Source organism: Methylotenera mobilis 13, assembly GCF_000384255.1.
Classification (GTDB): domain Bacteria; phylum Pseudomonadota; class Gammaproteobacteria; order Burkholderiales; family Methylophilaceae; genus Methylotenera; species Methylotenera mobilis_B.
Window position 1 is genome coordinate 248,900 of record NZ_KB913035.1, and the last position, 14,210, is coordinate 263,109.

Consider the following 14,210-nt stretch of genomic DNA (forward strand, 5'->3'; position numbering starts at 1 on the left):
GGGTGCACTTTATCTCGCTCGGAGACTTATTCCGCGTTTCCTTAAGATAGTTGCCGTATATACGAAAAAAGCGATTATAAATATTGTGTTAAATATGCCAACAGTTGTTAAAAGCAGCATAATAGATGGCATATTACGCTTACTTTTTTAACTTAAAGTACTTTTAAACCTAATAAATTTTCACGCCAATATTCTACTCCATTGTCTAAACCCATCTTAAAAATTGCACTTGATGTACCACTAGCACGCTTATTTGATTATTTAAGCGGGGATCAACACGTAGCAATTGGCCAGCGCGTACTGGTACCGTTTGGGCGCCGTAATCAAATAGGCATTGTGATAGCCAACGCGGACACCAGTGAATTTGCGATAGAGAAACTTAAGCCAATTACGCAGGCATTTGTTGAAGAAACACCGCTTGATGCTGAAATGTTAAGTTTGATTAAGTTTAGCGCGGATTATTATCACTACCCGTTTGGCCAAGCTTTGCTGTCAGCCTTACCTGCACGTTTGCGCCAAGTAGCACCAGCGGTTTCGCGCAAACAATATTTATACCAAATCACTGATTTAGGTAGGCAGGTGGATATTGAATCCATGTCAAAAAGGCAGCGCGTTTTACGACAAGTGCTGGTAGCGTTGCAGGAAAATAATGCACAAACGGAAGCAGAGCTAGATGCGCTGTCATCTAGTGCGCGTAAGGCGGCAAAAGAACTGGTCGCTTTAGGCTATGCTACAAGTGAGCAGGTGTTGGCGGTCAAGCGCGTGCCTGCCATATTAGAAACACCGCAACCTGCGCTGAATGATGAGCAAGCACAGGCGGTGGGAAGTATCACGCAAGACATTAAAGCGTTTAAGGCGTGGTTGTTGCATGGCATCACTGGAAGTGGAAAAACTGAAGTGTATATCCGCTTGATGCAACATATCTTGCAAGCGTCGCAAAATAGCCAAAAGGTACAACATAACCCAGAAGCGAAAAATAATTCGGCTGACTCTGCTACAACAAAATCTGAACCATCCAGTGCCCAGATTCTGGTACTAGTGCCTGAAATTAACCTTACCCCCCAGCTTGAGGCAAGATTCAGGGCGAGACTTCCTCAATATAGCTTAGTAAGCTTGCATAGTAGTTTGAGTGAGGGTGAGCGCTTACATAATTGGCAGCTTGCGCAGGCGGGTGTCGCGCAGATTATTATTGGTACGCGACTTTCAATTTTTACACCTCTGCCACATTTAAAGCTGATTATTATTGATGAGGAGCATGACAGCTCCTACAAGCAACAAGATAGTATGCGTTACCATGCGCGCGATGTAGCCTTGGTGCGCGCAAAACGGCTCAATATTCCTGTTTTGATGGGTTCCGCAACGCCAGCATTAGAAAGCTGGTACAACGCAATGGGCAATAGTGTGCAAGTTTCAAGCACGCTATCTAATAATAGTCAGTCTAATAAATATGGCTTGCTTACATTAAAACAGCGTGCGGTCACTGCAGCACAACTCCCTAAGATTGATTGTATTGATACCACTAAGGTCAACTTGCAGCATGGTTTAACACCGCAGCTGGTGTCAGCCTTGCGTTTACGGCTGGAACGTAAAGAACAGTCGCTATTGTTTATTAATCGTCGTGGCTATTCGCCAGTCTTGTTGTGTTCTGCATGCCACTGGATTGCGCCTTGCACGCGCTGTAGTAGCCGTTTGGTGGTGCATTTAGGGCAAAGAAAATTGCGTTGCCATCATTGTGGACATGAGCAGCGAATACCGAACCAATGCCCAAGTTGTGGCAATGCGGATTTACACCCGACAGGTCATGGTACACAGCGCCTAGAACAGACGTTGTCTACCTTGTTCCCAACCGCGCGTATCGCAAGGGTAGATCGTGACAGCATTAGTCGTAAGCATGCCTTGGTTGAAATTCTAGATCGTGTACATAATCAGGAAATAGATATTTTAGTGGGCACGCAGATGCTGGCTAAAGGACATGATTTTCCTAACTTAACGTTAGTGGGCGTGATTGATACTGATAGCGCCCTACACAGCCCTGACTTTAGGGCAAGTGAGCGCTTGTTCGCACAACTGATGCAAGTTGCGGGGCGTGCGGGCCGTGCTGATAAAGCAGGCCAAGTAATTATTCAGACAGCATTTCCAGATCATGCCTTGTTTAATGCATTACGCACGCAAGATTATGCAAGTTATGCCAATGACTTGTTGTTAGAGCGTGAACAAGTACAGTTTCCACCCTATGTGTTTACTGCGTTGCTACGTGCAGAAGCGCATGATTTTGCATTGGTGCAGAAGTTTTTACAGTTTGCGTTTGAGCAGGCGCGTCAGCTTAGTCAGCATGTTATGACTTATGACCCAGTTCGGCCACAGATGGAACGTTTAAAAGGGATGGAAAGAGCTTATATTTTAATGCATTCAACCCATCGTCCAGCATTACAAAAACTGCTTACGCAGCTAGTTGACCTGTTAAGGTATCAACCCATGGCAACTAAGGTGAGATGGGCCGTTGATGTGAACCCTTTAGAGTTCTGATGCATTATCAGCATCTGTCATGCATGATAAGAAGGCTGTGGAAGATGCGCCAATGATGATGGATAACCATTGCTTCATGCCCATGGAGCGAGCGATGTTTAGATCGCAAGCAATACCTTGGCATTAGACTGTATAACATAAGCGCATCTTCCACAGCCTTCTTATACTTTATCACTAACGTTTTTCAAGACTGACTGTGGCTGAACCTAAAAGCTGTTTTGAGGCAGGCTCTTTAAACTTTGTATTGCGGCAAATGCACTAGTGCTACCGCTGCCTGTTGCTGCATTTAAGCCAATATGCATCGTAATTGCGTTATGAATCTGGTTAAGGTCACCACCGATACGTGCAGCTTGGAACATGCCTTGATTTCTAATTTCTTGTAATATTTGTCCTTGCCCTGGGACCACCACATTGACGCCTATATTGTTGTGGGACAACGAGACCGTTGCAATCGTCCCGTCGTTACCTGTGGCTGATACCAGCCCGGCCTGACCGCTTACTGCATTGGCGATAGAGCCGCCTTGGTTCGTTGATGTAAGCTCCACTTGCATATCGATACCATTATGAATATTGTTAGAAGCTCCGGCGACCTGTATGGTTTGTGAAACACCGCTAATGTTTGCTAATCCCGCTCCTCCACTCACATTATTGGCCCCATTTGATTGTTGAGTCGCAATAGTGTTTTGAGATTGTTCTATGCTGACAGTTGGTACATAGTGTACAGACGGTGTGTTCGATCTAAAGTCTATATTCAGGTTGGCACCAGCAGTAATAACATTGCCTGTTGATGTTTCCCATTGGCTAATCATTTCTACCCCAAAATATAGCACTTGATTATTACTAGCGAACTTACCACGCATATGGCCTAAGTCACTGTCAGAAACCTCTTGCATACCATTAAATACTTCTAAATCTGGTGGCAAAGCTGCACTGGCTACTGGGCTAAAGGCAATGAGGCCAGCTAACATGAATGCTACTTTTTTAGAAGGAGCAGACAGTAAACGAGCATGCTGCACATTTTTCAAATTTAATTGACGTAAATATTGAGCGTGTTGAAGCGAATTGATTGTAGAGATGTTCATTTTTAAAGCCTCCTAAACTCCTCAGCTACATTTATTCTTAATTGCTTTTAATGTTGTACTTAAATGTATTGCAATTGAGCGATTACGAACGCACTACCTTCTTCATTAATTCTTTTTCGTTAGTGCTTATTAACTAAATGTTTACAGCCCCAACATATCTGAGCGCACAAATCCAAAGTCAAACAGTTCTGCATCAGTTAAAGGGTGAAATGAGTCGGTTAGTGTTCTTGCCGTTAACTGTTCTTTTGGTTTGAGTAAGATTGATTCACGATCAAAGTCCTGCCCAATGACAGCAAATACAATCCCATTCCAATTGGCATCAAATTCACTTCTTTTCATGATGCGGTTACCCAAAGCAGGGTCAGCAATATAAGCCCTTTCAGATGTGGATTTTTTAAGTACGACAAAGTGTTTGTAACCTTTGTAATTAAGCAAAACAATGGTCGGAATCGTCACTTTTTCTAAAGTCTCAGGGGTTACACTATAACCACGTCCACGAAAGCCAATACTTTGCGTGTAGTTTTTAATATCTAATAGAGAAAATCCTTTTTGACGCACTAACTCAGGATCACTTACTTTTAATAAGCCTTCGATAACATCTTCTTCAGTTAAATCTCTCTTGTATGCAAAATTTAAAATAGTCGCTAGTGCAGCAGCACCACAGCTAAAATCAGTGTGTTGCGGCACCATGTCAGTAAACTTTAGCTCTCGCATACTCAGCATATTTTTTTGAATAATGCCCAATCCAGGGACAATCCCACCGAATCTTATATCGGTAGCCATTGCTGGTTGTATCAGTGCAGATGAAACGTTGACACTTATATGCGTGATGATAAGCATCGCGAACACACGCAGCGATTTATGAGTAAGTCGATATTGGCAGATATGTAGCATTACAACTCTCTTTTCCTAACATATCGTGATGCAAGTATTTAGTGGTGAAGTATCCACTAGAAAAATCTAGTGGATACTTACTAAGACGGCCTTTTGAGCTGTCAGTGCATGATAGTTGTGCTATCTAAGCACGTTATTCACCACCATTACCGCCACCAGCAGCACCAGCTTGTGTAGCAGAGATTGCTAAGCCGTTATATTGCTGATTGTTGGTGCCTGATGCGATGTTCACACCAATGTTGCCAGAGGCATTCATCAATGCGTTATCACCTAGTGTTGAAGTGTTAGTTGTTGCTAGGTTAGTTGCCACTACTACTGGAATGTAGCCTGTCACAGTGCCAGATAGAGATTGAACACCAGCTTCAAAGAAACCTAGATGGCCGCCCTCCGTACCTGAGTATGTGCCATCATTGTTGAATGCAAGTGCTCCACCATCATCATTAAGGTCACTACCACCTTGAGTTTGTGTATCTAGGTCAAAGTGACCATCAGCTGACCCGCCTGGATGAGCAGTGTGTTGCTGACCAGGAGGAACATTTTGAGCATTACCAGTCCAAATGTCAGGATAAACATCGCCAATTTGATCAGATGTGCCAGTGGTTGTGCCTGACGCAGTTCCAGAATAGCCGCCAAGACCCAATCCAAAGTAACCACCACTTGCGTTAAGTGCTAAGCTAACTGCTACATTTTGCACTTCCTCTTTATGGATAGGGTCGTTTGAGGTCGTGTTATGACCATTGATTTGGGTCACTTGAACCGTAGCTGTCGCCATGCGTGCTACAGCGACAGATGCAGCAAGGTCATTTTTTTGCTGATTATTGTTACCAGCAGAAATATTAACGCCGATATTACCGCTTGCATTAGCAAGCGCATTACCGCCAAGTGTCGCTGCATTGGTTTGACCTAGGTTAGTAACATTGTTGCCAACCACAGCTTGTGTTGCAAACACTTCTGCATCAGATGAGCCAAACACAAAGCTGGCATCAGCGGCAGAAAATGCTGCTGCATTCGCTTGTTGATTGTTATCACCTGCGGTAACGTTGAGGCCAATGTTGCCGCTAGCATTGTTAAGTGCGTTGCCGTTAACCGTTGCGGTGTTGGTGGATTCATTGTTGGTGACATTGTTATCGCCGTTAATTTGTTTGTCATTAACGAGCGCTGTAGAGCTAGCGTCAATATAAATACTGCCGTTCACATCAACCTTACCCTCTATTTCCACATCTTGTTCCAAGCTAATTTCTTTTTTAATTTCGACATCATCATGGCCTCGACCATAATCGTTATCGTTAGCAAATACTGCTGGCGAAGTGAGCAAAGCGGCCACTGCCAACGCGATGGATTTTTTTTCAAAAGACGATTTCATGTTATTCTCCTAATTACGGTTGGTTAAAAACTAGAAATTACGGCTTTGCGCCCAATTGCACTTGGAGCGCAAAGTTGTTGGCCGTACTATTGCCCGACCCTGCCGATTGGTTCACCTGAACTAACCCGTGTGCACCATGAAACGCAGTATCATCTATCGATACTGACTGGTGACGCTTGCTATTTCCTGCGTCAATCGGTACTGCATTTGAAGTTGCGGCAGAGAGTACGCTTTCCGCTACCACCTCTTCAAATCCCATTGCGAATGCTGCGCCATTCGCTTGTGCGTTCCCTACACCACTTGACTGATTGACCGAAATCAAACCTGAGCTATGCGCAAAGGCTTGGCCTCCAATCGTCGCAATTGCGATGTCAGGTAAATTAGCCTGTTGTGAACCTGTTACTTGCATGCCATTCACGATGCCAATTGCAGGACCATTTTGAGTGCCTAGCGCAATGGCTGCCGTATTGGCTTGGGTGTTCGAGTCACCTGCTGTCATGTTGACAGCAAATCGCCCACGTACATGGCTTAGCGCATTGCTATCAATGATGCTCTGTGTCATGTAGCTTGGAATATCAGGCAGGTTATCTTGCGCAATTGCTATCTGGCTATGCAGACCAGATAGCGGAATTAATAATACTGTGACTAATGCTTTTGAGTTCATGATGGTTTCCTCAAGCTCTTTTTCTATTGGCCGCTACTGCGCATAATGGCGCCAGTCATATCATTTAATGCATTGCTAGTGCCACTTACCCCAGCGTTAATTTGGCTTGGCAACCCGCCAACTGCACCACCCACTGCACCGCCAATAGTGCTTGATAGCGTTGACGTCGCTGATTGTGCCGGATGGCTATTATCGCCAAGGCCGTAGCTATTAAGTACAGCCCCAGATAGTTTGTTTGAGTCAGTCATTACGTTTAATGATGATGGGCTGTTGGTGGAGATTGAGGAAAACTCATCATCACCTAACTCGATTGGCTTAACGCCTACGCTCTGACCCACAGCCGTTTTAATCTTGTCATCTGGTGAGGTGTCAACAGTGACTGCGTGGCCAGGTTGTCCATCACGAATGGCTGGACGAACTGGAACTTCACGTTGCAGCACAACAATTCCATCTGCTGCTAATGCTATCGAGAGTGTCGGCACAATCAAGCCTAAAACAATAAGACCTGACACAACAGGCTTACACAAAGGTGAGGCAATGGTTATTTGCTGTAATTTTTGTAAGTGCTTGTTGTGCATGACATGGATCCCTTTACTTTTGAATGACTGTCAACGTAATCACAGGGCTACTACTCATTTCATGGTTTGTGTTGCCTTTGTTACCTTGACTGCCCTCATCCCAAAGAATAATTGCAAATTTTGAGTCACTCTCTAACCTAGTTGTTTCAGCACCTTTGCCATTAATTGATAATAATGCGTCATCGTCTATCGTTGTGTTGTCATCATCTAGCCAATTGAGTGTCTCTGAGTAAGATGCAATATCTACAGGCTCGGCAATTGCTAAACTTGAACTGCAGAGCACGGCAATGACAAATATCCGACCCAAAAACTCAACCAAACGCTGATTGCTATTTAGTGGGCGATACTCGTCTTTACTTAGATCTTTTGATAGCCAGTACATATTTGCAAACTCCTAAACTTGCCGATGTGTTAACAATGCGCATCGAATCGTTGGAATTAGATATAGCAATCGGCATGCCAACATTGTAACTATATGTTTATATTGAACTTTATATGAAATTTAGAAGTCACAGTCGGATTGTGTTTGTATCGAACTTGTGACAGGTCTCGTGTGGTATTTTTTTATCTTATTGAATTTAATGGATAAATTAATTTTCAAAAAGTGTATCAAAATTGCAACAGTGCTCTATTAGAAAAGCAGTGTGTTATTCTGAATGCTGAAAGTGGAAGGCTTAATCAAGCACATTGAATAAAAAGAAGATGAGTAAAAGTGGCAAGTCAATTGCAGATAAATGAAAGATGGTCACCATCAGTACTAGGGACTATCTCTCAGATTTTAGGCATCAAGTCGTACTTTTCCATTAATCGATATAAAGTCGCACGGGATACACCAAGCATGCGGGATGCAAGTGTAAGGTTGTTATTATTTTTATGTAAGGCATTGCGGATGGCTTCCATTTCTGCCGTACTTCTGGCAGATTCAAGTGTTGTTATTTGGCGTTCACCATTACGACGGTCAAGGTCTAAATCTTCTGGGGTGATTAGACGCCTTTCACACATCACCATCGCGCGCCTCACCCTGCTGATAAGCTCTCGTACATTACCTGGCCACGCGTAGTGGTTCATTAGCTGCAATGCAGATGGCGAAAATCCTTTGACGTTGCGCCTTTTTTCGTTAAAGAACTTATCAAAAAAGTATTTGGCAAGCACTTCGATATCACCTTCCCTATCACGTAGCGCCGGCGTTTTAATTTTCAGTACATTGAGTCGATAATAAAGGTCCTCACGGAACTTTCCGTTTTTCACAGCGGCTTCTAAATCAATATGCGTAGCAGCGAGTACCCGCACATCAACATGAGTTTTCTCTGTACTGCCTAAGCGCTCAATGGTTTTTTCTTGCAAAAAACGCAAAAGATTTACTTGCAACTCTAGTGGTAAATCACCAATTTCATCTAGAAAGATAGTGCCACCTGCCGCCGCCTCAATGCGCCCGATTTTGCGTTGGCTGGCACCAGTAAACGCACCTTTTTCATGGCCAAATAGCTCTGATTGAATCAATCCGCTAGGTAATGAGCCACAATTAACAGCAACAAAAGGTTTGTGATGCCGGGTGGAGCGCTCATGTAGCGCCAGCGCGGCAAGTTCTTTACCTGTGCCACTTTCACCAGTAATCAACACGGGCGCGTCTACGCTGGCAACTTTACGTATATTTTTAAATAAATCCAACATCTGTGGGCTGGCACCAACCATTTCATCTTCACTGGGTTGCAATTGACCAGTGGCTGGGTTGTCGCGCTTCATGGATGCCATGCCTTCAGCATGCCCAAGTGTCACCAGTAGCTTGTCAGCCTCAGGGGGGAGCGTATGAAAATCATAAAAAGATTCGCTAATAATTTGTTTGATATGGTGATTATTCATTGCCTTTTTGGGGATGAGCGCAACCCACTCTACCTGATCTACATTTCTGAAAAAATTTTCAATAGGCACTGGCAAGCGCCCATTTGAATCATCAAACTGGGCAATAGCTACGCGCGGGGAATACTTGAGTAGTGCATTTTGAGCGCTCGGCACGTCTTCTACTAACTGTACATTCCAGCCAGCGCTATTGATTTCACCCACCAGTATTGGCATAGGTGGTGTACATGAGGCATTAAAATAAAGAAGGTTCCGGTATTCAATATTATGATTATGCATGCTTGGATTCCCGTTTTGCTTCTTAAAGGCAGCGCCACGGTTTAATCAATATCAGACATATTTAATGGTGATAATGAAGCATAGGCTACCTCTAGCGAAATTTCACAACAGAACCGAATGATATATGGATTATCTTGCTTTGAAACTAAGGGCAACACCTTAGTCTGTTAGGGTTATTCTATAAGCTGTTGTTTTGACTGGCTTTAGTTGCTCAGTAACTGCTGACACTAAAGCTAGCAGTTACTGAGTGCCATATCGTCAGGCTACCTTAGAAGTTGTATGGAAACTTCATGCCTACTGTCACATCAGGTGCATCAGGTGTTACGCCCACACCAACATTCGCTACCATTGAAAGGTGGTCTGTCATTGCGTAAGTCACACCAAAATTAAGCGAACCTGCACTTGAGTCGCTACCAACGACACTAGTCCAACTCTGCCCATCAGCTTTAATTCTAGATTTTTGTGTAAAGCGGTGTGCATAAGACATGCTCATACTCATGCGTTCGTTCAGTGCAAAAGCTAAACCGCCACCTAATTGATAGGCGTCTCCTAAGTCAATTTCGCCGGAAGTTCTGGTGTTTGGTTGGCCGCTAATATCGTCAAATTTTCGGGTGAAGTTATGAGCATAACTAACATTGGCAAACAGAATGGCAGGATCTATGGTTTTAACGAAAGTTAGGCCAGAAGATAGTGTCCATACGCCATTGCCGGTAGGAAGATCGTCAGGAACAACCAAGTTGGAGTTGCCGGGGTCTGTTCTAAGCTTAATGCCGTAAGGGTCTTTGCCAGTTGGCGCTTTTACACGCACGTTCCATACTACATCAGGCGTTGTAGGTGTTTCTGGGAATATACGATAATAAGCACCAGCACTTACATCACCTAAGCCAGCATTGCTAATATCTCGCTCACTTAGTGTTGACGCACTGCCACCCGCCGCACCCCCAGACTCATAAGTTGAGGCGCGATAGAGAAAAGGTAAATTGAGGTCAAATTGAAGGCGATCTGTCACCCCATAGCGACCAGTGAGGTCAAATTGAGTGATGTCTGATTGAATGCGGTCAAGATTGATGTTGCCAAGAAAAATAGCATCTAGTGCCAAGAAACCTTCTAGTGTCAGTTGACGGCGATCGGTATGACTGTAGCTAACGCCAGCCTCTAGTGTGAACGTTTTATTGAATAAAGCATTTTGTTCACGATAAACTGCTTCAGCACTACGTGAGGCAGGTGCTTCTTTTATGACTGGTTCATTGGCATCTGAGGCGGATGCTCGTTCATTACTTGTGCCTGAACTAGTGTCAGTGTCGGCGACCACCATTTTTTTATTAACAGCATGCATCGGTCTTGCTTGGCCTTGTCCACTGGATTCAAGTTGCTGTAGCCTTTGTGCCAAAGCTTGTAATGCAGCGCTTTGTGCTTCATAACGATTATTGAGTTCACCTAGCTCTTTGCGTAATTGTTCTACATCTTTCGTGTCAACAATAGCTTCTCCTGACCAAGCATGTGTTGATAAACAGGCACTTATTGCTAATGTAATAGCGCTTAATTTATATACCCTCATGTTCATTATCAATCTCCTGAAAATAAATCATCATCGTTTTTTAGATTGGCGCATCAGAAACAACGATTGCTAAAAAACATAATCAATTGCACTTTTGTTAGCACCATATAAACCACATACACAACAATGTTATATATGCATTATGCGCCAAAATTAAGCTTCATAGTCAATAGTTTATTTTATGGGAACATTAAAATGTTGCTGTTCGTGTTGAACCTAATATTGTATTCAATAGAAAGAGTTAGCTATTTTAAAAAAATACTTATGCACTAAATTGCCATAACTTGCTTACTAGGTTTAGTGCATACAGGTTTGGTGGTAAAATAAGCAGGCTGCTAATTACAGCTAGTATCTCATTTAAGTATTTATTTATGCGGGTGTAGTTCAATGGTAGAACGCTAGCTTCCCAAGCTCGATACGCGGGTTCGATTCCCGTCACCCGCTCCAACTTTAGCGATTAGCGATAATATTATGGCAAACCAAGCACCCCCGTCAGTTTTAACATTCGCAGGTACAGACCCAAGTAGTGGTGCTGGGCTACAGGCAGATATACTTACCTTCGCGAGTATCGGCTGTCATCCACTGTCAGTGGTGACTGCAATTACTGCGCAAGATACCGTCGGTGTTGATGGTGTCTTAGCCATGGACCCTGATTGGGTTAATGATCAGGCGCGCGCAATTTTAGAGGATGTACAAGTTTCAGCATTTAAGTTGGGCTTATTAGGTTCGGTCGAAAATATCGCGGTGATTGCGGAAATTATGGCAGATTATCCAGATATTCCTTTGTTAATTGACCCTATTTTAACTTCTGGCCGCGGTGATGATTTAAGCAATGATGAAATGATGGAGGCAATGGTCGAGCTGCTGTTTCCACAAGCTACATTAATTACGCCTAATAGTTTAGAAGCGCGTAGGTTTGCATTTGCTGATGAAACTGAAGAGGTCGGATTAACCTCTTTAGATGAGAGCGCTGCACGATTATTGGCAATGGGTAGTGAGTATGTGTTGATTACGGGTACGCATGAACGTACCACTGAAGTGACCAATACACTCTATGGCGAAGACAAGCTGATTAAGGCCTATAAATGGGAGCGTTTGGCTGGCAGTTACCATGGTTCAGGTTGTACGCTTACCAGTGCAATTGCCGCCTGTATGGCACATGGCCTCAGCATTGAAGATGCGGTGCTAGAAGCACAAGAATACACATGGCAAACTCTTAAGAATGGTTTCAGGCCAGGCATGGGTCAGTACATCCCTGACCGTATGTTTTGGGCGCGAGATGAAGAAGACCCAGTCATCAATAGTGGCGATGGCAGTGTTAAAACGCACTAGACTCCAATAAGTATGTCGGCAATTAAAGGGCTTTATGCAATTACGCCAGATGAGCAGGATACGGATATTCTGCTTGCTAAGGTGGAGGCTGCCTTGCAAGGTGGTATTGGTATTTTGCAGTATCGCAACAAGCTAGCAGACCATAAGCTTAAAACGCAACAAGCCCGTGCTTTGTTGCCTTTGTGTCGCCACTATCAAGTACCATTTATTATTAATGATTCCATCAAGCTTTGTATGACGTTGGATGCTGATGGTGTGCATTTAGGTGCTGATGATGGTAATTTGGCCGAAGCTAGGGCTAGATTAGGAAATGGTAAAATTTTAGGTGCATCTTGTTATAACCGTTTTGATTTGGCACTTTCTGCTCAACAGTTAGGTGCAGATTATGTGGCGTTTGGTGCGTGCTTTGCTTCGAGTACTAAGCCCAATGCGCCAGTAGCAGGGCTGCATTTATTCACCCATGCGAAAGCGGAGCTTCATGTTCCTGCCGTGGCCATCGGTGGTATTACCTTAGAAAATGCACCGTTAGCAATAGCTGCAGGTGCAAGTTCAGTGGCAGTCATCAATGCAATTTTTAATGCGGATGACGTAAAATTAATTTCTCAACAATTTACAAAGCTATTTCAATCATGACATCAGCCAATCAAACCCTTTTTGAAAAATCACAACAACTAATTCCTGGGGGTGTCAACTCGCCAGTACGCGCCTTCCGTAGTGTGGGTGGTACGCCAATTTTCTTTAAAAAAGGCTTGGGTTCTAAGTTATGGGATGTCGATGGTAAAGAGTACATTGATTACATTAACTCTTGGGGCCCTATGATTGTGGGGCACGCGCATCCTGATGTCATAGGAGCTGTGCAAGCGGTTGCTGCAAATAGCCTGTCTTTTGGCGCGCCTACGGGCTTAGAGTTAGAGATGGCTGCGTTGATTAATAAGCTGGTGCCGAGCATGGAGCAAGTGCGCTTGGTGAGCAGTGGTACAGAGGCAACCATGAGTGCGATTCGTGTGGCGCGTGGTTTTACGGGTCGCAATAAGCTTGTGAAGTTTGAGGGTTGTTACCACGGACATTCAGATGCCTTATTGGTAAAAGCAGGCTCTGGTTTACTCACATTTGGCGAGCCTAGCTCAGCTGGTGTGCCTGCAGAGGTTGCTGCTCACACTTTAACGCTTGAATATAACAACACACAGCAGTTAAAAGAGTTGTTCGCAAAAGCGGGTGATGAAATCGCTTGTGTCATTATTGAGCCTGTTGTCGGTAATATGAATCTAGTCGTGCCGCATATGGAGTTCTTGCAAACCTTGCGTGAGCTTTGCACGCAACATGGCGCAGTACTGATTTTTGATGAAGTCATGACTGGTTTCCGTGTGCATTTAGGTGGTGCACAGGCCTTATATGGTATCAAGCCAGATATGACGACCTTGGGTAAGGTGATTGGTGGCGGTTTGCCAGTAGGTGCATTTGGTGGACGTAAAGATATTATGCAATGCTTGGCGCCTTTGGGTGCGGTGTATCAGGCGGGTACATTGTCAGGTAATCCAGTTGCAGTGACGGCTGGCTTAGAAACGCTAAAGTTGATTCAAGCGCCAGATTTTCATGCAAAACTCACGGCAAAAACTAAAAAGCTGATTGATGGTTTGGTTGCTGCGGCAAAAGAGACGGGTGTTGTATTTAGTGCACAAAGTGTTGGCGGCATGTTTGGTTTGTACTTCAGTGAGCAGTGTCCTAGTAGCTTTGCAGAGGTGATGCAGACCAATAAAGAAAATTTCAATCAATTCTTCCATAGCATGTTGGATGCCGGTATTTATTTGGGGCCATCCGCCTTTGAAGCGGGCTTCGTGTCAGCAGCGCATACGGATGATGATATTGCCTTTACATTAGAGGCGGCTAAAAAAGCATTTTTGGCAATTGCTAATCGGTAGTAATTGTTATTGATAAGCGCAAAGTTTGCTTTGTGTTATCGGGTTACTTTCATGGCTTTTTCATAAAAAATATTTATCTTTCGGCTCTATCTTATTGAACTCATAGGTATTTAGCGGTAAACTTGAAGGTTCCGCTAAATGTTTTGTGATTAGATAAT

Annotated in this window: 12 protein-coding genes and 1 tRNA gene; 5 read left to right on the forward strand and 8 right to left on the reverse strand. The window is 43.9% G+C overall.

Annotation, left to right across the window (positions count from 1 at the left end; translation table 11 throughout):
* The first annotated feature begins 201 nt into the window (after nt 1–201).
* Entirely contained in the window at nt 202–2,526 is a 2,325-nt protein-coding gene (priA, locus tag A391_RS0101235) for a replication restart helicase PriA (protein ID WP_019896800.1), read from the forward strand.
* Between the two features lie 206 nt (nt 2,527–2,732).
* On the opposite strand, the gene A391_RS0101240 is transcribed toward priA, so the two are convergent.
* The 8 genes from A391_RS0101240 to A391_RS0101275 all read right to left on the reverse strand — a co-directional run bounded on the left by A391_RS0101240 (nt 2,733) and on the right by A391_RS0101275 (nt 10,807).
* Nucleotides 2,733–3,608 carry a hypothetical protein gene (locus tag A391_RS0101240; protein ID WP_019896803.1) on the reverse strand — a complete coding sequence of 292 codons (876 nt, stop codon included), beginning with the start codon at nt 3,606–3,608 and terminating at the stop codon, nt 2,733–2,735.
* A gap of 141 nt (nt 3,609–3,749) precedes the next feature.
* Nucleotides 3,750–4,502, reverse strand: a complete 753-nt coding sequence (locus A391_RS0101245; protein ID WP_019896804.1) for a C39 family peptidase — start codon at nt 4,500–4,502, stop codon at nt 3,750–3,752.
* A gap of 133 nt (nt 4,503–4,635) precedes the next feature.
* On the reverse strand, nt 4,636–5,865 hold the full coding sequence (locus A391_RS0101250) for a hypothetical protein (protein ID WP_019896805.1): 1,230 nt from the start codon (nt 5,863–5,865) through the stop codon (nt 4,636–4,638).
* Between the two features lie 37 nt (nt 5,866–5,902).
* Nucleotides 5,903–6,529, reverse strand: coding sequence for a hypothetical protein (locus A391_RS0101255; protein WP_019896806.1), 627 nt, complete (start codon nt 6,527–6,529; stop codon nt 5,903–5,905).
* Between the two features lie 23 nt (nt 6,530–6,552).
* Nucleotides 6,553–7,107: a hypothetical protein gene (locus A391_RS0101260; RefSeq protein ID WP_019896808.1), complete on the reverse strand. Its 555-nt coding sequence runs from the start codon at nt 7,105–7,107 to the stop codon at nt 6,553–6,555.
* Between the two features lie 13 nt (nt 7,108–7,120).
* Nucleotides 7,121–7,489, reverse strand: coding sequence for a hypothetical protein (locus A391_RS0101265; RefSeq protein WP_019896809.1), 369 nt, complete (start codon nt 7,487–7,489; stop codon nt 7,121–7,123).
* A gap of 389 nt (nt 7,490–7,878) precedes the next feature.
* Complete coding sequence (locus tag A391_RS0101270; protein WP_019896810.1) at nt 7,879–9,243, reverse strand: sigma-54 dependent transcriptional regulator; 1,365 nt, start codon at nt 9,241–9,243, stop codon at nt 7,879–7,881.
* Nucleotides 9,244–9,511: 268 nt separating this feature from the next.
* On the reverse strand, nt 9,512–10,807 hold the full coding sequence (locus tag A391_RS0101275; RefSeq protein ID WP_019896811.1) for a transporter: 1,296 nt from the start codon (nt 10,805–10,807) through the stop codon (nt 9,512–9,514).
* A gap of 367 nt (nt 10,808–11,174) precedes the next feature.
* Between A391_RS0101275 and A391_RS0101280 the strand changes: the two genes are divergently transcribed.
* From A391_RS0101280 to hemL, 4 genes are all read left to right on the forward strand, one after another.
* A tRNA-Gly gene (locus tag A391_RS0101280) sits at nt 11,175–11,248 on the forward strand.
* Nucleotides 11,249–11,272: 24 nt separating this feature from the next.
* The gene (gene thiD, locus A391_RS0101285; protein ID WP_029143917.1) at nt 11,273–12,133 is read left to right on the forward strand and encodes a bifunctional hydroxymethylpyrimidine kinase/phosphomethylpyrimidine kinase; all 861 of its coding nucleotides are present in this window, start codon (nt 11,273–11,275) and stop codon (nt 12,131–12,133) included.
* A 12-nt stretch (nt 12,134–12,145) separates the two neighbouring features.
* A complete protein-coding gene (gene thiE / locus A391_RS0101290; protein WP_019896812.1) occupies nt 12,146–12,766 on the forward strand; it encodes a thiamine phosphate synthase in 621 nt (206 codons plus the stop codon).
* Nucleotides 12,763–14,052 carry a glutamate-1-semialdehyde 2,1-aminomutase gene (gene hemL, locus A391_RS0101295; RefSeq protein WP_019896814.1) on the forward strand — a complete coding sequence of 430 codons (1,290 nt, stop codon included), beginning with the start codon at nt 12,763–12,765 and terminating at the stop codon, nt 14,050–14,052. The genes thiE and hemL overlap by 4 nt, the downstream gene beginning before the upstream one ends.
* Nucleotides 14,053–14,210: the final 158 nt, after the last annotated feature.

What these genes read in the sequence shown, in the direction of transcription:
- A391_RS0101240 (WP_019896803.1), bottom strand. Translation starts at nt 3,608, where the DNA reads ATGAACATCTCTACAATCAATTCGCTTCAACACGCTCAATATTTACGT.
- A391_RS0101245 (WP_019896804.1), bottom strand. Translation starts at nt 4,502, where the DNA reads ATGCTACATATCTGCCAATATCGACTTACTCATAAATCGCTGCGTGTG.
- A391_RS0101250 (WP_019896805.1), bottom strand. Translation starts at nt 5,865, where the DNA reads ATGAAATCGTCTTTTGAAAAAAAATCCATCGCGTTGGCAGTGGCCGCT.
- A391_RS0101255 (WP_019896806.1), bottom strand. Translation starts at nt 6,529, where the DNA reads ATGAACTCAAAAGCATTAGTCACAGTATTATTAATTCCGCTATCTGGT.
- A391_RS0101260 (WP_019896808.1), bottom strand. Translation starts at nt 7,107, where the DNA reads ATGCACAACAAGCACTTACAAAAATTACAGCAAATAACCATTGCCTCA.
- A391_RS0101265 (WP_019896809.1), bottom strand. Translation starts at nt 7,489, where the DNA reads ATGTACTGGCTATCAAAAGATCTAAGTAAAGACGAGTATCGCCCACTA.
- A391_RS0101270 (WP_019896810.1), bottom strand. Translation starts at nt 9,243, where the DNA reads ATGCATAATCATAATATTGAATACCGGAACCTTCTTTATTTTAATGCC.
- A391_RS0101275 (WP_019896811.1), bottom strand. Translation starts at nt 10,807, where the DNA reads ATGAACATGAGGGTATATAAATTAAGCGCTATTACATTAGCAATAAGT.
- thiD (WP_029143917.1), top strand. Translation starts at nt 11,273, where the DNA reads ATGGCAAACCAAGCACCCCCGTCAGTTTTAACATTCGCAGGTACAGAC.
- thiE (WP_019896812.1), top strand. Translation starts at nt 12,146, where the DNA reads ATGTCGGCAATTAAAGGGCTTTATGCAATTACGCCAGATGAGCAGGAT.
- hemL (WP_019896814.1), top strand. Translation starts at nt 12,763, where the DNA reads ATGACATCAGCCAATCAAACCCTTTTTGAAAAATCACAACAACTAATT.